The following is a 21,501-nucleotide window of genomic DNA, read 5'->3' as shown; positions in this document are numbered from 1 at the left end:
TTTCTACGCGTTGGGCGGGGCGGTATGGGTGGGCAGGACACGCCGTAAACCCGTCCATGGGGGCTCGATGGCGCCATCCATGGCGCCAACGGTCCTGCCTCCCCATACCGCCCCACCTTCGACAGATTCCCGCGGCTGTGGGTAGGTGTCGACCTTGGTCGACACGACAGATCCACGCCATGCGTGGATGGAAGCATCAGGAACATGTCTGAGGAAAAGCCCCTTCTTGTTGAGGACGGCGCGCAGACAGGCGCGGGGACAAGGAAAAATGCGCGGACACGGCGCGCGATAGCGCGCCGTGTCTTGGGCGCGTCATTGCACCGGCTTATCATGGGCGGATGACTTCCGTACGCCTGACCTGCGCGCTGGCGCTGCTGCTGCCATTGGCCGCCTGCACCACCACCGCGCCCGCCCCTTCCGCCTCCGCCTCCGCTTCCACTTCCGTCGCTGCGGCTGTGCCGCCGAAGCTGCTGCTGATCTCCATCGACGGCCTGCGCGCCGATGCGCTGGACCGCGGCCTGACCCCGAACCTGCAGCGACTGATCGATGGCGGTGTGCGTGCTCGCTGGATGACCCCGTCCTATCCGTCGCTGACCTTCCCCAACCACTACACCATCGTCACCGGCCTGCGCCCGGACCACCACGGCATCGTCAACAACAGCATGGACGATGCAACGCTGGGCAGGTTCGAGCTGAGCAACCGTGAGGCGGTCACCACCAGCGGCTGGTGGGGCGGTGAACCGATCTGGGTCGGCGCCGAAAACGCCGGCGTACGTTCGGCCACCACCTCGTGGCCGGGCAGCGAATCGGAAATCCGTGGCGTGCGCCCGAGCCAGTGGCGCGTGTACGACGGCAAGGAACCGCTGGAACAACGCGCGGGCACCGTGCTGGACTGGCTTGCACAGACCGATGCCGACGCACCGCGCCTGACCACGCTGTACATGGAGCACGTGGACAAGGCCGGCCACAATCACGGCCCCGAATCGAAGCAGTACGCCGACGCCATCGTGCGCGCCGACCAGATCATCGGGCAGGTACTCGACGGCCTGCTGCAACGAGGCCTGGCCGCGACCACCAACGTCATCGTGGTCTCCGACCATGGCATGGCCAGCGTCCCGGTCGGCCAGGTGATCTCCACCGAATCAATGGTCGACCCGGCCATCGCGCGCAATGTCAGCCAGGGCCAGTCGGTGGGTTTTGCGCCGTTGGCCGGTCACGAAGCCGCCGCCGAGCGCGCCCTGCTCGGTCGTCACGACCGGTACGAGTGCTGGAAGAAAGAGAACCTGCCGGCGCGCCTGCACTACGGCACTCACCCGCGCATTCCGGCCATCGTCTGCGTGATGGATGAAGGCTGGGATGCCCTGCATCAGGAGAAGATCGCCAAGCGCGACCATCAGGATCGTGGCTCGCACGGCTATGACAATGCCCTGCCGTCGATGCGTGCAGTGTTCGTGGCCAGCGGCCCGTCGTTCCGCCAGGGCCTGGTGATCGACGGCTTCGACAATGTCGACGTCTACCCGCTGCTGGCCCACCTGCTGCAGGTACCGACGGCGCCGAACGACGGCAATGCGGAAACGCTGAAGAAGACGCTGCGCTGATCGAGCGTCATCCGCCGGGCATGGCCCGGCGAACGCAGCAACCGGAACGACGGGCATAAAAAAACGCGGCGCCAAGCGTCGCGTTTTTCTTCGAAGCAGTCGACCGGCCGGATCAGGCCTTGGCGACGGCCTTCTTCGCCACAGCCTTCTTCGCCGGAGCCTTGGCCACGGTCTTCTTGGCAACCGGAGCGGCGGCGCCTACGGCGACCTTGCTCGCGGTGTGCGAACGGGCGTTGCCGTAGCTGGCGTTGTAGCGCTTGCCCTTGGCGGTCTTGCGGTCACCCTTACCCATGTCTTCAACTCCTCAAATGTGAAATCTGGTTACCCCGTACTGACACGGGTTCGGCGGGGCCGCCTTGCTGGGCGCCCCCGCGCACGATCAGAAAGCCTATCACGGAGCGCCTAGTGCGCGCAGCTGGCGTCGTGCACGTGGCCGTGGTTGAGGCGCAGGTTGACCAGATGCGCGACACCGACCAGCAGGCCGCCGATGGTCATCACCACCGCATGCGGCACCGCGTTGTGGTGCAGCGGGTCGTACAGCACGCCAGCCCACAACGCGACCAGGCCGGGAATCAGGAAGCCCAGCGCACGCAGTGCGCCATGCCGGCGATAACCCCAGACCAGGCTGAACAGCCCCAGCAGGGTCACGAACACCACCAGTGCCTGTTCCACCCCATCGCTCAGCCAGAACGACAGGCCCAGCGACGGCGCCGCCGCCAGCAGCACGGGGATCACTGCGCAGTGCACCGCGCACAGCATCGAACCAGTGGCGCCGAAACGGTCAAGCAGGTGGCGCAGGCGTGAGGACAGGGACATGACTTCCAGCAGGGTCGGCGAATCGTTATGGAATAATATAACATCTGTTCCCGACCCGCACGGTTTCCCTCCCCCTGTCCCGCTGACGGGATTCGTGCGCCCAGCGATTGATATACAGTAACAAAGGACTCTTTCATGCCCGCCCACACCCCGCGGCTCAAGCCGCATTCCCTGGCCCTGGCCCTCGCCGCCCTGCTGCCGTCCGCCGCTTTTGCAGCCGGCCAGGACTCCTCGCATCGTGACCGCCACCTGACCGAACTGTCGTCGGTGCAGGTGACTGCCTCGCCGCTGCAGGGCGATGCCGAATCGCTGGCGCGCCCGGTCGATGTGCTGGCCGGTGAACGACTGGACGAGCAGAAGGCCGGCACCCTCGGCGATACCGTAGCCAAGCTGCCCGGCGTGCAGAGCACCTTCTTCGGCCCTGGCGTCGGCCGCCCGATCATCCGCGGCCAGGAAGGCCCGCGCGTGGCCGTGCTGTCCAATGGCATGGGCAACATGGATGCCTCCACCGTCAGCGCCGACCATGCCACCAGCATCGAGCCGTTCCTGGCCGACCAGATCGAAGTGCTGAAGGGCCCGGCCACGCTGCTGTTCGGCAGTGGTGCCATCGGTGGCGCGGTCAATGTGGTGGATGGCCGCATCGCACGCGAGCTGCCGGAGCGCCCGCTCAGCGGCCGCGCCGAACTGCGCGGCAATTCGGTGAACAACGAGCGCAGCGGCATGTTCCGCCTCGATGGCGTCAGCGGCAATGTCGTGCTGCATGTGGACGGCCTGGTGCGCAATGGCGACGACTACCGCATTCCCGGCTATGCAGTGATCGACAGCCTTGAAGACCATCACGATCACGACCATGACCACGCGGGCGAGGAAGGCGAAGAGCCGCGTCGCGGCCGCCTCGACAACAGCTCGATCCGTACCCGCGCCGGTGGCGTCGGCGCAACGTGGCTGGGCGAAGGCGGCTACTTCGGTGCGTCGGCCAGCACCTACCGCACCAATTACGGCATTCCCAACGGCGCGCACGTGCACGCCGATGGTGATGATCATGGCCATGACCACGGTCACGACCATGGCGATGAAGAGGAAGGCGGCGACGAGCATGACGTGCGCATCGACATGGTGCAGAACCGCTTCGAGACCAAGGCCGGCATCTACAACCCGGTCGCGTTCCTGAAGAACATCAATGCACGCGTGGCCTACACCGACTACGAGCACGTGGAGCTGGAGGCCGGCACGCCGTCCACCCGCTTCACCAACCGCGGCATCGAGGCGCGCCTGGAAGCCGTGCAGCAGCAGATCGGCGGCTGGGACGGCGCCTTCGGCCTGCAGTTCGGCAACAGTGATTTCGGTGCCAAGGGCGAAGAGGCGTTCGTTCCGGATACCGGCACGAAGAACATCGGCCTGTTCGTGCTGCAGGAAAAGCAGTTCGGCCCGTTCAAGCTGGAACTGGGCGGCCGCCACGACCAGGTCAAGCTGGACCCGACCGGTGACTATCGCCGCCGCACCTTCGGCGCCACCAACCTGTCTGCCGCCGGCATCTGGAAGCTCAACGATGCCGTTGACCTGCGCATCGGCGTGGACAGCTCCGAGCGTGCACCGACCAACGAAGAGCTGTATGCCGCCGGCGCGCACATTGCCACCCGCTCGCTGGAAATCGGCGACGCCAACCTGAAGACCGAGCGCGGCCAGCGCGTGGAACTGGGCATCCACACCCACAGCGAGCGCCTGGACTTCTCCGCCTCGGTCTACCAGACGAAGTTCAAGGACTTCATCTACCTGGCCGACACCGGCGTTACCGAGGGGCTGCCGGTTCGCGCCTGGACCCAGCAGGACGCGGTGTTCCGCGGTGCCGAGGCCGAAGCGCTGGTGCACCTGTTCGAGGGTGGCGCCGGTGACTGGGATCTGCGCCTGTTCGGCGACTACGTGAAGGCCAAGCTGGATGGCAGCGGCAGCCGCAACCTCGACATTGCCGTGCCGCATGGCGACCACAGCCACAACTACTCGGTGGAGCTGGCCAACACCGGCTACCTGCCACGCATCGCCCCGGCCCGCGTCGGCGCCGACCTGCGCTGGTCGAAGGACGGCTGGCGCGCCTCGGTCGGTGCGGTGCGCTACAGCCGCCAGAAGGATGTCGCCCAGAACGAAGCCCCGAGCGACGGCTACACCCTGGTCGACGCGCACCTGGCCTACCGCTGGGATCGCAACGCCAGCAACAGCTACGAGGTGTTCCTGGATGGCAGCAACCTGACCAACCGCGAAGTGCGCCCGCATACCTCGCTGCTGCGCGACTACTCGCCGCTGCCGGGCCGTGGCGTCGCATTCGGCATCCGCGCGTTCTTCTGATCGCGCACGGCGGGGTCGGATCCCTTTCCGAAGGAAAGGGCTCTGACCCCACGCCATCCCACGGGGGCCTTCGGGCCCCCGTTTTCGTTTCGGCCGACTCCATCACGCACCCGTCACAAAGATGTGCGTACCACAACAAGCGGACAATCCCGTCACTCAAAGTCTCGCCAATCGGACACTTTTGTCCGAAAATAATTCCATGACTGCCCAACGTGCCGATGCTGCTGCCCGCCGTGCCCTCATCCTCGACGCCGCCGATCATGTGTTCGGCCAACACGGTGTCACCGCCCCGCTGGACCTGGTGGTCGAACGCGCCCAGGTGGGCCGCGCCACCCTGTACCGCAACTTCCCCGACCGAACCGCGCTGATCCAGGCGCTGCTGCAGCGTACGGTCGACCGCATCCGGCGCCAGGTCGAACAGCTCGGCGACCGCGACGATGCCCTGTTCGAAGTGTTCGAGGGTATGGCCCAGCGCATCATCGATTCGCCGGCACTGGCCGATTACTGGCGTGCAGTCGATTCGGATGTGCCAGCCATGCGCACCGCGCGCGAGACCGTGCGCGATCTGCTGGAAGCACCGATCGCCCGCGCCAAGGCCGCCGGCCTGTGCCGTGCCGACCTGGAGAAGACGGACATTTCACTGATCTCGGGCATGCTGGGCGCAGCCCTGCGCGGCAAGACCCGCGACGAGCGCGCCCACCTGGCCGGGCGTGCCCTGCAGCTGCTGCGCGGGGGTCTCCAGGGAGCAACCAGCGAGGCCCGCTGATGGTCCAGCCGTATCTGAAGCCGGTTCCGGATTGGGAGGAGCACGAGAAGCCGACCATGCCGGGCTCGGCTTCAATGCCCTGGCACCCACCGTATCGACGTGTGGCCTATGCACTGGTGTCGCTGCTGGTGGCGATCACCGGTGGCCTCGGCAATGCGCTGGTCACCGCCAACCTGCCATTCCTGCAGGGCCAGCTGGCACTGACCCCGACCCAGGGCAGCTGGCTGGTGGCTGCCTATGCAATGGTCAACGTCACGGCCAACCTGCTGGCCTTCAAGTTCCGCCAGCAGTACGGCATCCGCCTGTTCGCCGAGATCGGGCTGGGCCTGTACGCAGCCCTGGCCGTCCTGCATCTGTTCGTCGGCAGCTTCGAGACCACGATGCTGACCCGTGCTGCCAGTGGCTTCGCCGGCGCTGCCTGTTCGACACTGGGCACGCTGTACATGCTGCAGGCGCTGCCGCGCCGCTTCACCGGCAACCTGCTGGTGGTTGGCGTGGGCCTGTCGCAGCTGGCGGTGCCGATTGCCTGGATCGTCTCGCCAGGCCTGGTCGATACCGGCCAGTGGCACCAGCTGTACTCGTTCGAAGCCGGGCTCGCCCTGTGCGCGTTCGCGGCAGTTGTGGTGCTGAAGCTGCCGCCCGGCATCCAGGTGAAGGCCTTCGAGCCGCTGGACTTCCTCACCTTCGCCCTGCTCGCCCCCGCCGTCGCCCTGCTGGTGATCGTGCTGGCGCAGGGCTACACCCGCTGGTGGCTCAACACACCGTGGCTGGGCTGGGCGCTGGTCGCCTCGATCGCGCTGTCCACCACCGCCTTCATCATCGAACATTACCGGCGCAATCCGCTGCTGCAGATCCGCTGGTTATCGAAGTTGCCGGTGCTGCACTTCATCGTCGGCGCGTTCCTGATCCGCTTCCTGACCACCGAACAGTCCTATGGCGTGGTCAACCTGATGCGCACGCTGGGCATGGGCCCGGACCAGATGCGCCCGCTGTTCGTGGTGATCCTCGCGGGCGTGGTCACGGGCATCGCCGGTGCATCGCTGACCTTCGGCCCGAAGCGGCTGATCGCCCAGCTGCTGATGGCGATCCTGCTGCTGGGCGCTGCCGCCTTCTTCGATCAGCACCGCACCAGCATGGATCGACCGCACGATTTCTACGTCAGCCAGTTCCTGGCTTCGGTGGGCGCTGGCATGTTCATGGGTCCGCTGATCATGCTCGGCATTTCCGCTGCGCTGAAGCAGGGTGTGGATCACATGATCACCTTCCTGGTGACGCTGTCGATCACCCAGACCCTGGGCGGCTTGGCCGGTTCAGCGGTGCTGGGCACCTTCCAGCTGCACCGCGAGCAGCTGTACTCCAGCGCGTTGACCAGCCAACTCGACCCGGCCGACCCGGTGGTGGCGCAGCGCCTGCGCATCCAGCAACAGCTGTACAGCGCACAGATCACCGACCCGGTGCTGCGCAGTGCGCAGGGCAGCGCGCAGCTGGCGCAGACCACGCGCCGCGAAGCCAACGTGCGCGGCTTCAACGACGTGTTCACCCTCAGCGGCTGGCTGGCGATCGGCTTCCTGTGCTGGTTGCTGCTGCTGTCACTGCGCACCGCCGTGCTCAAGCAATGGCGCAAGCGCCACCCCACCTCCCTCGCTGCGGCCACGCCGGCCGCGCCCCGCTGAGTCCTCCTCCATGCCTCCCGTCCCCCCCCGCCCCGACGACATCGACGCCGACAACGTCACTCCACCGCCGCCGACCGATGCGGCGCCTGCGCCCACGCCGGCGGCACCGGCTGCCGCGCCGAAATATCTCAAGCCCAGCGCGCGCAGCGTGGTGGTGATGGTGGTAGTGGCGCTGCTGGGCATCGCGTTGATCCTGCGCGCCTGGCACCTGTGGCCGTTCACCAGCAGCGTGATGGTGACCGACAACGCTTATGTACGCGGACAGATCACGGTGATGGCGCCACAGGTGAACGGTTACGTGACCAAAGTGCTGGTGAAGGACTTCCAGCACGTGAGGGAGGGCGAGCCGCTGCTGCGCATCGATGACCGCATCTACACGCAACGTGTCGCCCAGGCGCAGGCGACGCTGGACAGCGCACGCGCAGCATTGGCCAACTCGGACCAGTCGCAGGCGCAGAACCGTGCGCAGATCGCCTCCGCGCAGGCCACGTTGTCAGCCGGCCAGGCGGAGCTGCAACGCTCGCGCAACGAGCTGAAGCGCTACGAGGAGCTGGCCGCGCAGCAGCTCGTATCGATCAACGACCGCGACAAGTTCCGCACCACCCAGGCCTCGGCACAAGCCAGCGTGCAGCAGTCGCAGGCGCAGATCCGCATCGCCGAGGAAACGCTGGTATCGACCCAGGTGGCGCGCAAGAGCCTGGAGGCCCAGGTGGAAAGCGCGCAGGCGCAGCTGGAACTGGCGCGCATCGATCTGGCCAACACGGTGATCCACGCGCCGCGCGACGGCCAGATCAGCGAAGCCAGCGTGCGCGTGGGCCAGTACGTCGCAGCCGGTTCGCAGCTGCTGTTCCTGGTGCCTGACACGCTGTGGGTGGTGGCCAACTACAAGGAAGGCCAGACCTGGGGGATGGCGATCGGCCAGCCTGCCTCGTTCTCGGTGGACGCGTTCCAGGGCCAGGTGCTGCGCGGCCGCGTGCAGGAGATCGCGCCAGCCACCGGCTCGGAATTCAGCGTGCTGCGCCCGGACAACGCCAGCGGCAACTTCACCAAGGTGGTGCAACGGCTACCGGTGCGCATTTCAATCGACGGGGAGCAGAAGCTGGCAGCACAGCTGCGGCCTGGCATGTCGGTGATCGTGCGGGTGGATACGGCGAGCAAGCCGATGGACTAGCCTTGTCATGAAACGGGGTCAGATCCCTTTGCCAATGGCAAAGGGATCTGACCCCCGCTCCTCATGCCGGCCAGCGGCCGGCACTACCGTTGCGTCACCCGGCGCAGCGCGCGCAGAGGCCGTGCACTTCCAACGTCTGCGCCTGCGGCTGGAAGCCCAGCTCCTTGGCGCGCTTTTCCAGCTGGGTGACGATCTCGCGGTCTTCCAGTTCCACCGCGCTGTGGCAGCTGTTGCAGATCAGGAACGGCACCGAGTGCGCGGCACTGCTGGGGTGGTGGCAAGCCACGAAGGCATTCACTGATTCCAGCTTGTGCACGAAGCCATTGGCCATCAGGAAGTCCAGCGCGCGGTACACGGTAGGCGGGGCATCAGCGCCCACGCCCTTGCCGTTGCGCACCCATTCCAGCAGCTCGTAGGCCTTGACCGGCTTGCCGGCCTCGGCAATCAGCTTCAGCACATTGGCGCGGATCGGGGTCAGGCGCAGCCCGCGTTCGCGCGAGACACGCTCGACCACCGCCACGAAATCCGATGCGTCGTGGACGTGATGGTGCGGGGCGGTACAAGCAGTGGCGGTCTTGGCGGGCATGCGTGTTCTCCGGTTCGGGCCTGGCAAGGATGCCTCAGGCCGTTGCTACCTTGGTGATGGCCACATCAATGCGTTTCAAGGCCTGATCGCGTCCGGCCAGATACACAGTATGGGAAATGTCAGGGCTGACCTGGGTGCCGGTGATGGCCACGCGCAACGGCTGAGCGACCTTGCCCATGCCCATCTCCAGCGCGGCGGCGGTGTCGTGCAGGGCCACGCCCACCGCCTCGGCGGTCCATTCCGGCAGGGCCGCCAGCAGCTCGCGGGCCTTGCCCAGCGCCACCTCGGCACCGGCCTTGAAGTGCTTGGCCACCGCTGCTTCGTCGTACTCGTTCAGCGGCTGGTACCAGACCACGGCCTTCTCGGCCATTTCCTTCAGGGTCTGTACGCGTTCACGCAGGGCGATCACCACGTCCACCGGTGCCGGTCCAGCGGCCACGTCCAGGCCCAGCTTCTGCAGCTGGTAGACCAGGTGCGGCGCGATGCTGGCCGGCTCCTCGGTCTTCAGGAAGTGCTGGTTGACCCAGCCCAGCTTGGCCATGTCCAGGCGCGAGGCCTTGGAATTGCAGTCCTTCACGTCGAACAGCTCGATCAGCTCCTGGCGGCTGAACAGCTCCTGGTCACCGTGCGACCAGCCCAGGCGGGCCAGGTAGCTCAGCAGCGCATCAGGCAGGTAGCCGGCGTCCTTGTACTGCATCACGTCGGCCGCGCCGGTGCGCTTGGACAGCTTGGCGCCCTGCTCGTCCAGGATCATCGGCATGTGGCCGAACTTCGGCACCGGCGCGCCGATGCCTTCGTACAGGTTGATCTGGCGCGGGGTGTTGTTGATGTGGTCGTCGCCGCGGATGACCTCGGTGATGCCCATGTCCCAGTCATCCACCACCACCGCGAAGTTGTAGGTGGGGTAGCCGTCCGGGCGGAAGATGACCATGTCGTCCAGCTCGCTGTTGGCGATCTCGATGCGGCCCTTGATCAGGTCGTCGAACACCACGGTGCCTTGCAGCGGGTTCTTGAAGCGGATGACGCGGTTCGGGTCGTCCTTGCGCGGCAGGCCCAGCTCGCGCGCGGCGCCGTTGTAGCGCGGTTTTTCCTGCTTGGCCATGGCCGCCTCGCGCATCGCGTCCAGCTCTTCGCGGGTCTCGTAGGCGTAGTAGGCCTTGCCGTCGGCCACCAGCTGCTCGGCAACTTCCAGGTAACGGGCAACACGGTCGGTCTGGTAGATCGGGCCTTCGTCATAGTCCAGGCCCAGCCATTCCATCGCCTCCAGGATGGCGTCGATCGCGCCCTGGGTGCTGCGTTCACGGTCGGTGTCCTCGATGCGCAGCACGAACTCGCCGCCACGGTGGCGGGCCTCCAGCCAGCAGTACAGCGCAGTGCGGGCACCACCGATGTGCAGGTAGCCGGTGGGACTGGGGGCGAAGCGGGTGCGGCAGGTCATGGACGGCTCGAGGAACGGGAATTCCCCGATTTTACCAGCCCACCGCCGCCTACGGAAAAAGGGGACGGAGGGGATTAAGTCGCGACTGCCCAGTTCCTGGGGCTGCGGCCGGGAAACGGAGGGGAGAAACGACTTAATCCCCTCCGTCCCCTTTTTGTCACGGCTGCGGTTCGGGCTTGCGTGGGAAGGACTGCTCGCGCGTCGCGGCGTTGTAGGCGAACGAGGCGACGATGGCGGCGGCCTGCTTCAGGTCTTCCGGCTCGGCGTGATCCCAGGTGTCCAAGTGGCTGTGGTGGACGTTGGTGAAGTAGTCCAGCCGGTCCTGGATGAACTGGAAGCCCGGCAGGCCGATGCGGTCGAAGCTGATGTGGTCGGTGCTGCCGGTGTTGCGAGTGGCCACGGTGGTGGCGCCGACGTCATGGAACGGCGCCAGCCACGCTTCGAAGATCGGCATCGCTGCCAGGTTTTCCTGCGCATAGATGCCACGGAAGCGACCCGAGCCGTTGTCCATGTTGAAGTAGACCTGGAACCTGCTGTAGTCGCGGGTCTTCTGCAGCGCGCCGGTCGGTTCGCGCAGCGAGGCCGGCAGCGCCTTCTGTGCCGGGTCGGTGGGTTCCGGGAACCGGCCGAAGTGCTTGGCCACATAGGCCTGCGAGCCGATCAGGCCCTGTTCCTCACCGCTCCACAGCGCCACCCGGATGGTGCGCTTGGGCTTGGCGCCGGTGGCCTTGAGGATGCGCATCGCCTCCATCATCACCGCCACACCGGCCGCGTTGTCGGCCGCACCGGTACCGCTGTGCCAGGAATCCAGGTGCGCACCGATCATCACCACCTCATCGGGTTTGCTGCTGCCACGGATCTCGGCCAGCGTGTTGTAGCCGGGCTGGTCGGCCTCATCGGTGAAGCGCGCGGCCACGTCCACGCGCAGGCGCACGGTCTGCTTGGCCTCCAGTGCGCGCACCAGCGGATTGAAGTGCTCGGCGATCATCGCCAGCTCGGGGATGCCCACCGACTCATTGGCCTTTCGCGAACCACCACCGGCGACACGGATGATGCCATTGTCCCAGCTGCTGATGCTGATCGAGGCCAGCGCGCCCTCTTCCACGAAGAACGCATTGACCTTGGTCGCCAGCTGCTGGCGCTCCTGGTACTCCTTGACCCGCTTCGCACGCTCGGCGGTGGCGTCCTTGTCCTTGGGCAGGGTGAACTCCTGCAGGCCCTCCAGCGAGGTGGCATCGTGGCGATGCGAATCCGCCTCGGTTCCACGCTTGTACTCGCGCGCCTCGCCCAGCAGCAGGATCTTGCCGCGCAGCTTGCCGCGGTACTTCTCGATGTCTTCGGGTTTCTTGATTTCGACCTGCACCAGCTCGCCTTCGACCGGGCCCTTGGTACCGGGGGTCCAGGCCTTGGGCAGCGCATGCAGCGGCTGCACGCGGTCACCGAGCATCTCTACGCTGGCTGAAGTGAACTCCCAGCCACGGCCGAAGTCATCGAAGGCTTCGTCGTGGACGTTGTCCAGCTTCCATTCGTTGAACTTGCCGCGGGTCCAGGCGTTGGCGCGCCCCATCGCCGGCGAGTTGGTCAGGCGCGGGCCGATGCGTTCGGTGAGGTAGCTGAAGGTGTCCATCACCTGCGAACGATGGAAGGCCTCCTGGCGGATGCGGCTGACCATGTCCAGGTCCACCGTCTCGCGCTGCTGCGCGCCTGCATTGCCACCCATTGCCAGCGCTGCGGCCAGCATGCCCCACTTCAGCCCGCTCCACTTCAACACGCCACACCCCTGCCCTTCGGCTCGATCATCAACCCATCGAGTCTAGCCAGCAGGGGCGCGGCGATACCGTCCCATCGGTCATGGGCGGCATGGAAGCGTGCAAACCAAGGCTCGCACCCACGGGAGAGTGGTTGGTTCGCACCTGCCAGCCACCTCATCCACTCCATCCCAGCCACAACTGCGCCCGTTCCGGCAGCAGCAGCAACCAGTGCCGCCGGTCGATGCTGCTGCAGCCATACACCGCCGCATGTGCGGGCCAGTCACCTGGCAGGCCACCGATACCGATCTCGGCCAGCGCCTGTGCCCCGGCCTTCCATGGCCGGTAGCGCGGCACCCTGCCTGCCAGCGCGCCGCGTCCCTGCCGCGCGCCCTGCAGCCAGGCCAGTCCCTGGCCCTGCAATCCCTCGCAGGTCACCGCTGCCAGCTGGAAGCGGACCAGGCCAGGGGCGATCCGTGCCCCCGGCAGGGCCGCCAGCACGCCATGTGCCTGCAGCAGCGCATCCACTTCCAGCAGGGCCGGAATGCCCTGCCGTGCCCGTTGCCGCAATCCCTGGCGCCAGCTCATGGCCTGCTCCTTACTTCAGGTCCGCGCCAAGCGCGTACCAGTCGACCCGGCGGGTCACCCACATCGCCAGCGCCAGGATCACGAACAGCAGCAGCGAGCCCATCAGCAGCGCGTTGTTTTCCGATACCAGCAGGCCATACAGCGCGCCATACAACACGGTCAGCAGCGCAGCGAAGCCAAGGCCGCGCTTCCAGTGACCCAGCACGTTGGCCAGGTACACCGCCTGCAGGCCGATACAGGCCACCGCCGATACCAGGTACGCCTTCCAGAACGCAATGTGCTCGGACAGACTGATCAGCAGCAGGAAGAAGATCGCCAGTGCGAGGCCGACCATCAGGTACTGCAGCGGATGGATGCGCAGCGACTTGATCAGCTCGAAAAGGATGAAGCCGACGAAGGTCAGCACCACGAACAGCACGCCGTACTTCGAAGCACGATCAGCCTGGGTATAGGCATCGACCGGATCAACCAGCGACACCGTCACCGCCTGCGAATCGATCGCACCGTCGCTGCGCAGCTGCCGCTGGGCATCGGAGGCCAGCGAGGACACCGCCCAGCGTGCATCGAAGCCCTGTGCATCGACACGACGCTCGTTGGGCAGGAAGGCACCGCTGAATGACGGGTGCGGCCAGCTGGAGCGCAATGCGATCTTGGTGTCATCACCCACCGGCACCACCGACAGCATGCGGCTGCCGTCCAGGCGCAGCTCCAGTTCAACCTCACTGCCGGCCAGGGTACCGCCGTGATCCTCGGCGAAACCGGCTACCGCTGCATGCAGGCCACGACCCACCTCACTGGCCGCGCCCACACCCGGCAACAGGCGCAGCTGCTTGCCATCCACGCGCAGGTTCGGTGTGCCAACCAGGCCACGCACATCGGAAATGCCCAGCGCCACGTACGGCTGGCCATAACTGCGGCCGGCCTTCACCGGATAGTCGTCAGCGGCGAAGGTGGCCTTCATCTGGCCGTTCCAGCTGTATACCGGCACCTTGAACAGGCCCACCTCGCGCTGGCTCGGCAGCATCTCGCCGCCGACCTCCAGCGACGCCGGCATCTGCAGCCAATGGCCCTCGGTGACCTGCACCTCGGTCTTCTTGACTCCCAGCGGGTCGACCCAGTTCAACTTCCTTGCGTTCCACCCACGGCACCACACGCACCGGACCCACCAGGCGCTGCACGCCGGCGCGGCTGTCGGCCACCCGCGCAAACGCCTCATCGCGGTACTGGCTGCGCTCGTTGATGACCCCGCGGATCATCATCAGCGGGATCAGCAGCAGCAGGATCAGCCCGCCGACAATGGCAAACCTCAGCAGCATCTTCAGGGATTTCATGGTCCATCCTCGTTGGAGAGGGCTGCAGGATGGACCGCTGCGGTGAGCAGGGTTTGTGGCGAATTTGAAGCGAGTGTGAAGTCAGCGCCGCGGGCGCTGGCCCGGCACGGCCAGCGGCAACCACAGGCTGGCCACAGTACCGCCACCCTCGCGGTCGTCGACGCTCGCGCGGCCGTCATGCAGGCGCGCAACCTCCTGCACGAACGGCAGCCCCAGCCCGGAGCTGCGCCGGCCACTGCCGGGGCGGGCCAGCGAGTAGAAGCGTTCGAATACGCGTTCGCGCGCATAGTCGGGAATGCCGGCACCGCGGTCCGCCACCTGCAGGCGCACGCCCTGCCCGTCCACCTCGGCCTGCAGCGCGATCTCCGCGCCGGCCGGAGAAAACGCAATTGCGTTGTCGATCAGGTTGTGCAGCGCCTGCCGCAGCAGATAGGTATCGCCCTGCACGCGCAGGTCGGGCACGCTGCCGATGCGGACCTGCACCCCGGCCGCCTGTGCGCGCACCTGCGCCGCCGCAGCAGCGTCGGCCAGCAGCACCGGCACGGCGATCGGGTCGCGGGTCTGCAGCCAGCCGTGCTGCTCTACCTCGGCCAGCGCCAGCAGCTTGTCGATGGTCTCGGTCAGGCGTTCCTGCTGGTCGACGATGCTGCGTGCGAAGTGCATGCGGTCGGCCTCGGGCAGCGGCTCCTGCAGCAGCTCGGCGGCACCACGGATCGCTGCCAGCGGGCTCTTCATCTCGTGCGTCAGTGACTGCACGTACTGCTCGACGTAGGCCTTGCCTTCCAGCTTGCGGCGCATGGTTTCCAGCGCCTGGCCGAGATCGCCGATCTCGTCGCGGCGGCGGCGTGGCGGTGGCACCGGTTCACCGGCAGTGACCGCGCGCGCATAGCGGCTGAGCTGGCCGAGACCGGTGGTCAGCCACATCGTCACCAGCACACCGACCAGCGCCGACAACCCGATCAGCCACGCACCACGCTCGATGATGGCGCGCTGGCTGGCGGCGATGAACGGATCGATGCTGCGGTTGGGCTGGGCCAGGCTGAGCACGCCGATCAGCGTACGGCCATCCACCGGGTCGTATACCGGTGCAGCCACGTGCATCACCGTATCGCCCTCTTCACCGGCAATCTCGGGGCTGGAACGGGCGCCGTACTCGCCACGCAGGGTGCGGTAGACATCGTTCCAGCGCGAGTTGTCGCGGCCCAGGTCACGGCCCAGCGAGTCGTAGATGACGATGCCCTTGGCATCGGTGATGGTCACCCGGTAGTCGAGCGAGCGCTTCGGGAAGCGCCAGACCATCGCCTTCAGGTCGCGCTGCCGCGCCTTGGCCAGATTGCGGGTGAAGCTGCCGCTGCGGATGGTGCCGTCCTTGACGTCGGCGGCAGCCATCTCGGCCAGCACGTTGGCCGCGTCGACCAGGGTCGATTCCATCGCCTGGCGCACACCGGGCTTCACTTCGTTGACGAACACGCGCATCACGAAGAACGCGGCGATGCCGGTGATCAGGAAGAAGCCGAGGAACAGCTTCAGCACCAGGCGCATCGCTAGACCTCCAGCGCGTAGCCGAGGCCACGGTGGGTACGGATCGGATCGTCGCTGGCACCGGCCGCACGCAGCTTGGCGCGCAGCGTCTTGACATGGGTATCGACGGTGCGGTCGGCACTGTCGGCGCTGCTGTCCCAGCCCCGGTCCATCAGCTGGGCGCGGCTGAGGATGGCGCCGGGACGCTGCAGCAGCGCCTCCAGCAGCGCATATTCGTAGCGGGTCAGGTCCAATGCCTGGCCACGGAAGCGGATACGCCGGCCCTCGCGGTCGATGGCGAAGGTGCCCCGCTCCTGCCAGCCACCTTCGGTGCTGGCTGTGGCCGATGCCGCTGGCAGCGCACGGCGCAGGCGCGCGCGCACCCGCGCCACCAGCTCGCGCGGCGAGAACGGCTTGGTCATGTAGTCATCGGCGCCCAGCTCCAGGCCGAGTACGCGATCCACCTCGTCGTTGCGGGCAGTCAGGAAGATCACCGGCAGCTGCGCCACGGGGCCCGGCAAGGCGCGCAGCCGGCGGCAGACCTCGAAACCGCCGAGGTCGGGCAGGCCGACATCCAGCACCACCACGTCGATGCCGCCGGCCTGCAGCCGCAGCAGAGCCTCACCGCCGAGCAGGCAGTGGCTGGCAGCATAGCCTTCGCTGCGCAGCGCATAGAGCACGGTTTCGGCAATGGCGGCTTCGTCCTCGACCAGCAGGACATGGGCAACGGGAGCTGTCATGGCGCGCAGCATAGCCGCTGCGGCCGCCGCCCCGTACACTGCCGCCCATGAACTATCGCCACGCCTTCCATGCCGGCAACCACGCCGATGTGCTCAAGCACATCGTGCAGCTGGCCCTGATCGACAGCTTCAAGCGCAAGGACAGCCCGTTCTTCGTGCTCGACACCCACGGCGGTGCCGGCCGCTACCTGCTGGCCAGCGAAGAGAGCCGCAAGACCCTGGAGGCCGAGTCCGGGATCATGCGGTTGATGGCCCAGCCCAAGCTGCCGGAGGTGGTCGAGCGCTACCTGAAGGCGGTACAGGCCGGCAATCCGGTCGGCGCGATGACCACCTATCCGGGCTCGCCGCTGCTGAGCGCGCAGGCGATGCGCGCACAGGACCGCATGGCGGTCTGTGAGCTGCAGGAAGCCGAAACGGCCACGCTGAAAGCGCTGTTCGCCCATGACAGCCGGGTCGGTGTGCATCCGGGCGACGGTTACGCGCTGCTGCGCTCGCTGTTGCCGCCGAAGTTCAACGGCAGCAAGATCGGCCGCGGCCTGGTGCTGATCGATCCGCCCTACGAGGCCCAGGATGCCGAATACCAGGCGGTCCTGGCCGCCCTGGCCGAGACCCTGGCGCGCTGGCCGCAGGCCACCTGTGCGGTCTGGTTCCCGATCAAGCAGCGCCGCACCATCCTGCATTTCCTGCGCAAGGCCAGCGCGCTGCCGGTGAAATCGGCGATGACGATCGAATTCCTGGTGCGCCCGGACGACTCACCGCTGCGCCTCAACGGCAGTGGCATGCTGCTGCTCAACCCACCCTGGCAGTTCGACCGGGTGGTCGGCCCGGCCCTGCCGGCCTTGCGCCAGCACCTGGGCGAGCCCGGCGCCAGCACCCGCCTGGATTGGCTCAAAGCACCCGAATAACGGCCTTCACGAGGCTGTACCGCCGTGAGCCTTTCGTTCACGGAATGCAGCCCCGGTGATGCCACAATCGATGGACCACCAAGGAATCACCCGGTATGGCCACTCGCAACCGCATGCCGCCCTGGCATGAGATCTTCAAGGCTCCCAGCGGCCACGAGCTGCTGATCCGCCCCATCCGCCCGGAAGATGGCGCGCCGCTGCAAGCAGCGTTCAGCCTGTTCGGGCCGGAAGAAATCCGTGATCGTTTCCTGCAGGCGGTGACCGAGCTCTCGCCGGAAACCACCCAGCGCCTGACCCACCCGAATCCGAAGACCGAGATCACCCTGGTCGCTGCCGAATCCCTGCCCGCCGGTGAGGCGGTAGTCGGCGCGGTCGCCCGGGCCTCGATCATCCCCGGTACCCGTGAAGCCGAGTACGCGATCCTGATCAGTCGCTTCCTGATCGGCCAAGGCCTGGGCCGGCAGCTGATGCGCAAGCTGGTGAAATGGGCCCGTGGCAAGTATCTGGACCGCCTGTACGGCGACGTTGCCGCCGAGAACGAGCCGATGAAGCAGCTGGCCGCCTCGCTGGGCTTCAAGCCGGTCCCGCACCCGACCGGCGCCGAGGGCCTGGTGCGGATGGTGCTGGAACTGGACAACTGAAGGATGCGCCGGGCGTGCCCGGCGATGCATTCCGGTAGTGCCGGCCGCTGGCCGGCATTGCGTTCCCCCAACGGCACATGAGGCTGCCGGCCATCGGCCGGCGCGACCCACCGGGCTTCGATCGGGCTTCTGCTAAAATCCGGGGTCCATGTCGCGTACCTCATACCCCGCCCCGCCGCTGCCGCGCGCCGGCCAGCTCCGCGCCTGGTGGCGCGCCCCCGCCTCGCCGACCGCCCTGGCCTGGTATCTGGCCCAGGCCGCGCGTGCGCACGACGCCCCGCTGCTGGTGATCGCCCGTGACAACCACGGCGCCAACCAGCTGGAAGCCGACCTGCACACCCTGCTCGGCGGCGACCCTGCCCTGCCGGTGGTTGCCTTCCCGGACTGGGAAACCCTGCCCTACGACCGCTTCAGCCCGCATCCGGACATCATCTCGCAGCGCCTGTCCGCCCTGCACCGCCTGCCCGCGCTGAAGCGCGGCCTGGTGATCGTGCCGGTGCAGACCCTGCTGCAGCAGCTGGCCCCGCGCAGCTACGTGATCGGTGGCAGCTTCGACCTGAAGGTCGGCCAGCGCCTGGACCTGGAAGCCGAGAAGCGCCGCCTGGAAAGCGCCGGCTACCGCAACGTGCCGCAGGTGATGGATCCGGGTGACTTCGCCGTGCGCGGCGGCCTGCTCGACGTGTACCCGATGGGTGCCGACGAGCCGCTGCGCGTGGAGCTGCTGGACGAGGACATCGACTCGATCCGTGCCTTCGATCCGGAAAGCCAGCGCTCGCTGGACAGGGTCGAGGCGGTGCACATGCTGCCGGGCCGCGAAGTGCCGATGGACGAAGCCAGCATCGCCCGCGTGCTGGCCACGCTGCGCGAGCGTTTCGATGTCGATACCCGGCGCAGTTCGCTGTATCAGGACCTGAAATCCGGGCTGGCCCCGGCCGGCGTCGAGTACTACCTGCCGCTGTTCTTCGAGCGCACCGCGACCCTGTTCGACTACCTGCCCGACGGCAGCCTGCCGGTGGTCTGCGCCGGGGCCGGCGAAGCTGCCGAGGTGTTCTGGGCGCAGACTGGCGAGCGCTACGAGCAGCGCCGCCACGATGTGGAACGGCCGCTGCTGCCGCCATCGGCGCTGTACCTGTCGCCGGAGCTGCTGCGCGAGCGACTGAACGACACTCCTCGCATCGAGGTATGGTCGGCTGACCACGCGCGCATCGCAGATGCCCATGCGCTGGGCGACCAGCCGCTGCCGCCGCTGCCGGTGGCCGCACGCGAAGCACCGGCCGGCGATGCGCTGAAGTCCTTCCTCGGCCACTACCCGGGCCGCGTGCTGATCGCCGCCGATTCACCCGGCCGCCGCGAGGCATTGCTGGAAGTGCTGCAGGCCGCCGAGCTGAAGCCACCGGTGGTGGCCGACCTGCCCAGCTTCCTTGCCGACGACGCGCGCTTCGCGATCGCGGTGGCGCCGCTGGAGGATGGCTTTGCGCTGGACGATCCGCGCATCGCGGTACTGACCGAGCGCCAGCTGTTCCCTGAGCGCGCCGGCAGCACCCGCCGCACGCGCCGTGCCGGCCGCGAACCGGAAGCGATCATCCGCGACCTCGGTGAACTGACCGAGGGTGCGCCGATCGTGCACGAGGACCATGGCGTCGGCCGCTACCGTGGCCTGATCGCGATGGACGTCGGCGGCATGCCCGGCGAATTCCTGGAAATCGAATACGCCAAGGGCGACCGCTTGTATGTGCCGGTGGCCCAGCTGCACCTGATCAGCCGCTACTCCGGCGCTTCAGCGGAAACCGCGCCACTGCATTCGCTCGGTGGCGAGCAGTGGAGCAAGGCCAAGCGCAAGGCCGCCGAGAAGGTGCGCGATGTGGCTGCGGAGCTGCTGGAGATCCAGGCCCGTCGCCAGGCGCGTGCCGGCCTCGCACTGCAGGTGGACCGCGCGATGTACGAGCCGTTCGCCGCCGGTTTCCCGTTCGAAGAAACCCCGGACCAGTTGGCTGCGATCGACGCCACCCTGCGCGACCTGTCCAGCAGCCAGCCGATGGACCGCGTGGTCTGCGGCGATGTCGGCTTCGGCAAGACCGAGGTCGCAGTGCGCGCCGCGTTCGCCGCCGCCAGCGCCGGCAAGCAGGTCGCCGTGCTGGTGCCGACCACGCTGCTGGCCGAACAGCATTATCGCAACTTCCGCGACCGCTTCGCCGATTACCCGATGAAGGTCGAGGTACTGTCACGCTTCAAGAGCACCAAGGAAATCAAAGCGGAGCTGGAGAAGGTTGCCGCCGGCACCATCGACGTCATTGTCGGCACCCATCGCCTGCTGCAGCCGGACGTGAAGTTCAAGGACCTGGGCATGGTCATCGTCGACGAGGAGCAGCGTTTCGGCGTGCGCCAGAAGGAAGCCCTGAAGGCGCTACGCGCCAACGTGCACCTGCTGACCCTGACCGCTACGCCGATCCCGCGCACCCTCAACATGGCCATGGCCGGCCTGCGCGACCTGTCGATCATCGCCACGCCGCCGCCGAACCGGCTGGCGGTGCAGACCTTCATCACCCAGTGGGACAACGCGCTGCTGCGCGAAGCCTTCCAGCGCGAGCTGGCGCGTGGCGGCCAGCTGTACTTCCTGCACAACGACGTGGAAAGCATCGGCCGCATGCAGCGCGAGCTGTCCGAGCTGGTGCCGGAGGCGCGCATCGGCATTGCCCACGGACAGATGCCGGAGCGCGAACTGGAAAAGGTGATGCTGGATTTCCAGAAGCAGCGCTTCAACGTGCTGCTGTCGACCACGATCATCGAATCGGGCATCGACATCCCCAACGCCAACACCATCATCATCAACCGCGCCGACCGCTTCGGCCTGGCCCAGCTGCACCAGCTGCGCGGCCGCGTCGGTCGTTCGCACCACCGTGCCTACGCCTACCTGGTCGCCCCCGACCGTCGTTCGATCACCCCTGACGCGGAAAAGCGCCTGGAAGCGATCGCCTCGATGGACGAACTCGGCGCCGGCTTCACCCTGGCCACGCACGATCTGGAAATCCGCGGTGCCGGTGAACTGCTGGGCGAAGACCAGAGCGGGCAGATGGCCGAGGTCGGTTTCAGCCTCTACACCGAGCTGCTGGAACGCGCGGTACGCAGCATCAAGCAGGGCAAGCTCCCCGACCTGGATGCCGGCGAGGAAGTGCGCGGTGCCGAGGTCGAACTGCACGTGCCGGCACTGATTCCGGAAGACTACCTACCGGACGTGCACACTCGCCTGACCCTGTACAAGCGCATCTCCAGCGCGCGCGACAGTGATGCGCTGCGCGAACTGCAGGTGGAGATGATCGACCGCTTCGGCCTGCTGCCGGATGCGGCCAAGCACCTGTTCGCCATTGCCGAGCTGAAGCTGAAAGCCAACACGCTGGGCATCCGCAAGCTGGATCTGGGCGAGAACGGTGGCCGCATCGTGTTCGAGTCCAAGCCGAACATCGATCCGATGGCGGTGATCCAGCTGATCCAGAAACAACCGAACCTCTACGCCATGGAAGGGCCTGACAAGCTGCGCATCAAGCACCCGCTGCCGTTGCCGGAAGACCGCTTCAATGCGGCCCGCGCCCTTCTGACCACCCTCGCCCCGGGTTGATCGCCCCCCCGAACACCCCGCACCGG

At 67.1% G+C, this 21,501-nt stretch carries 16 protein-coding genes and 1 pseudogene; 8 read left to right on the top strand and 9 right to left on the bottom strand.

Annotated elements, in window-relative coordinates; translation table 11 throughout:
• Positions 1–338 precede the first annotated feature (338 nt).
• Entirely contained in the window at positions 339–1,598 is a 1,260-nt protein-coding gene (locus ACZK2G_RS06720) for an alkaline phosphatase family protein (protein WP_426353950.1), read from the top strand.
• Between the two features lie 112 nt (positions 1,599–1,710).
• Here the strand turns inward: ACZK2G_RS06720 and ACZK2G_RS06715 are convergent, their stop codons facing one another.
• Both ACZK2G_RS06715 and ACZK2G_RS06710 read right to left on the bottom strand, forming a co-directional pair.
• Positions 1,711–1,890, bottom strand: a complete 180-nt coding sequence (locus ACZK2G_RS06715) for a 30S ribosomal protein THX (RefSeq protein ID WP_004150462.1) — start codon at positions 1,888–1,890, stop codon at positions 1,711–1,713.
• 110 nt (positions 1,891–2,000) lie between these two features.
• The gene (locus ACZK2G_RS06710) at positions 2,001–2,414 is read right to left on the bottom strand and encodes a MerC domain-containing protein (protein ID WP_008264835.1); all 414 of its coding nucleotides are present in this window, start codon (positions 2,412–2,414) and stop codon (positions 2,001–2,003) included.
• Positions 2,415–2,549: 135 nt separating this feature from the next.
• Here ACZK2G_RS06710 and ACZK2G_RS06705 point away from each other — a divergent pair, with 135 nt between their 5' ends.
• From ACZK2G_RS06705 to ACZK2G_RS06690, 4 genes are all read left to right on the top strand, one after another.
• On the top strand, positions 2,550–4,754 hold the full coding sequence (locus ACZK2G_RS06705) for a TonB-dependent receptor (protein ID WP_478474999.1): 2,205 nt from the start codon (positions 2,550–2,552) through the stop codon (positions 4,752–4,754).
• Between the two features lie 199 nt (positions 4,755–4,953).
• Positions 4,954–5,520 (top strand): TetR/AcrR family transcriptional regulator, encoded by a 567-nt coding sequence (locus tag ACZK2G_RS06700; protein WP_010483118.1) that lies wholly within the window; start codon positions 4,954–4,956, stop codon positions 5,518–5,520.
• Entirely contained in the window at positions 5,520–7,193 is a 1,674-nt protein-coding gene (locus ACZK2G_RS06695; RefSeq protein ID WP_136640073.1) for an MFS transporter, read from the top strand. Before ACZK2G_RS06700 ends, ACZK2G_RS06695 begins: the two co-directional genes overlap by 1 nt.
• Positions 7,194–7,203: 10 nt before the next feature.
• Positions 7,204–8,364: an HlyD family secretion protein gene (locus ACZK2G_RS06690; RefSeq protein ID WP_478474998.1), complete on the top strand. Its 1,161-nt coding sequence runs from the start codon at positions 7,204–7,206 to the stop codon at positions 8,362–8,364.
• A 94-nt stretch (positions 8,365–8,458) separates the two neighbouring features.
• On the opposite strand, the gene ACZK2G_RS06685 is transcribed toward ACZK2G_RS06690, so the two are convergent.
• From ACZK2G_RS06685 to creB, 7 genes and pseudogenes are all read right to left on the bottom strand, one after another.
• Positions 8,459–8,950 carry a Fur family transcriptional regulator gene (locus ACZK2G_RS06685; RefSeq protein ID WP_004150412.1) on the bottom strand — a complete coding sequence of 164 codons (492 nt, stop codon included), beginning with the start codon at positions 8,948–8,950 and terminating at the stop codon, positions 8,459–8,461.
• A 34-nt stretch (positions 8,951–8,984) separates the two neighbouring features.
• A complete protein-coding gene (gene gltX / locus ACZK2G_RS06680) occupies positions 8,985–10,388 on the bottom strand; it encodes a glutamate--tRNA ligase (protein ID WP_046987667.1) in 1,404 nt (467 codons plus the stop codon).
• Between the two features lie 157 nt (positions 10,389–10,545).
• A complete protein-coding gene (locus tag ACZK2G_RS06675; RefSeq protein WP_136640020.1) occupies positions 10,546–12,129 on the bottom strand; it encodes a M28 family metallopeptidase in 1,584 nt (527 codons plus the stop codon).
• Positions 12,130–12,313: 184 nt separating this feature from the next.
• Positions 12,314–12,724 (bottom strand): hypothetical protein, encoded by a 411-nt coding sequence (locus ACZK2G_RS06670; protein WP_004150406.1) that lies wholly within the window; start codon positions 12,722–12,724, stop codon positions 12,314–12,316.
• 10 nt (positions 12,725–12,734) lie between these two features.
• Positions 12,735–14,055, bottom strand: a pseudogene (creD, locus tag ACZK2G_RS06665) (cell envelope integrity protein CreD).
• A gap of 81 nt (positions 14,056–14,136) precedes the next feature.
• Entirely contained in the window at positions 14,137–15,597 is a 1,461-nt protein-coding gene (creC, locus tag ACZK2G_RS06660) for a two-component system sensor histidine kinase CreC (protein ID WP_046987670.1), read from the bottom strand.
• Positions 15,598–15,599: 2 nt separating this feature from the next.
• Positions 15,600–16,328, bottom strand: a complete 729-nt coding sequence (gene creB / locus ACZK2G_RS06655) for a two-component system response regulator CreB (protein ID WP_295382006.1) — start codon at positions 16,326–16,328, stop codon at positions 15,600–15,602.
• A gap of 35 nt (positions 16,329–16,363) precedes the next feature.
• Here creB and ACZK2G_RS06650 point away from each other — a divergent pair, with 35 nt between their 5' ends.
• The 3 genes from ACZK2G_RS06650 to mfd all read left to right on the top strand — a co-directional run bounded on the left by ACZK2G_RS06650 (position 16,364) and on the right by mfd (position 21,475).
• Positions 16,364–17,221: a 23S rRNA (adenine(2030)-N(6))-methyltransferase RlmJ gene (locus ACZK2G_RS06650; RefSeq protein ID WP_046987671.1), complete on the top strand. Its 858-nt coding sequence runs from the start codon at positions 16,364–16,366 to the stop codon at positions 17,219–17,221.
• Positions 17,222–17,316: 95 nt separating this feature from the next.
• Positions 17,317–17,862, top strand: a complete 546-nt coding sequence (locus ACZK2G_RS06645; RefSeq protein WP_046987672.1) for a GNAT family N-acetyltransferase — start codon at positions 17,317–17,319, stop codon at positions 17,860–17,862.
• Between the two features lie 148 nt (positions 17,863–18,010).
• Complete coding sequence (mfd, locus tag ACZK2G_RS06640) at positions 18,011–21,475, top strand: transcription-repair coupling factor (RefSeq protein ID WP_478474997.1); 3,465 nt, start codon at positions 18,011–18,013, stop codon at positions 21,473–21,475.
• Positions 21,476–21,501 lie beyond the last annotated feature (26 nt).

It is taken from the genome of Stenotrophomonas sp. 107298_Sma (assembly GCF_056480345.1).
Note: the sequence above shows the minus strand (reverse complement) of the source record. Positions and strands in the feature narration are given on the sequence as shown.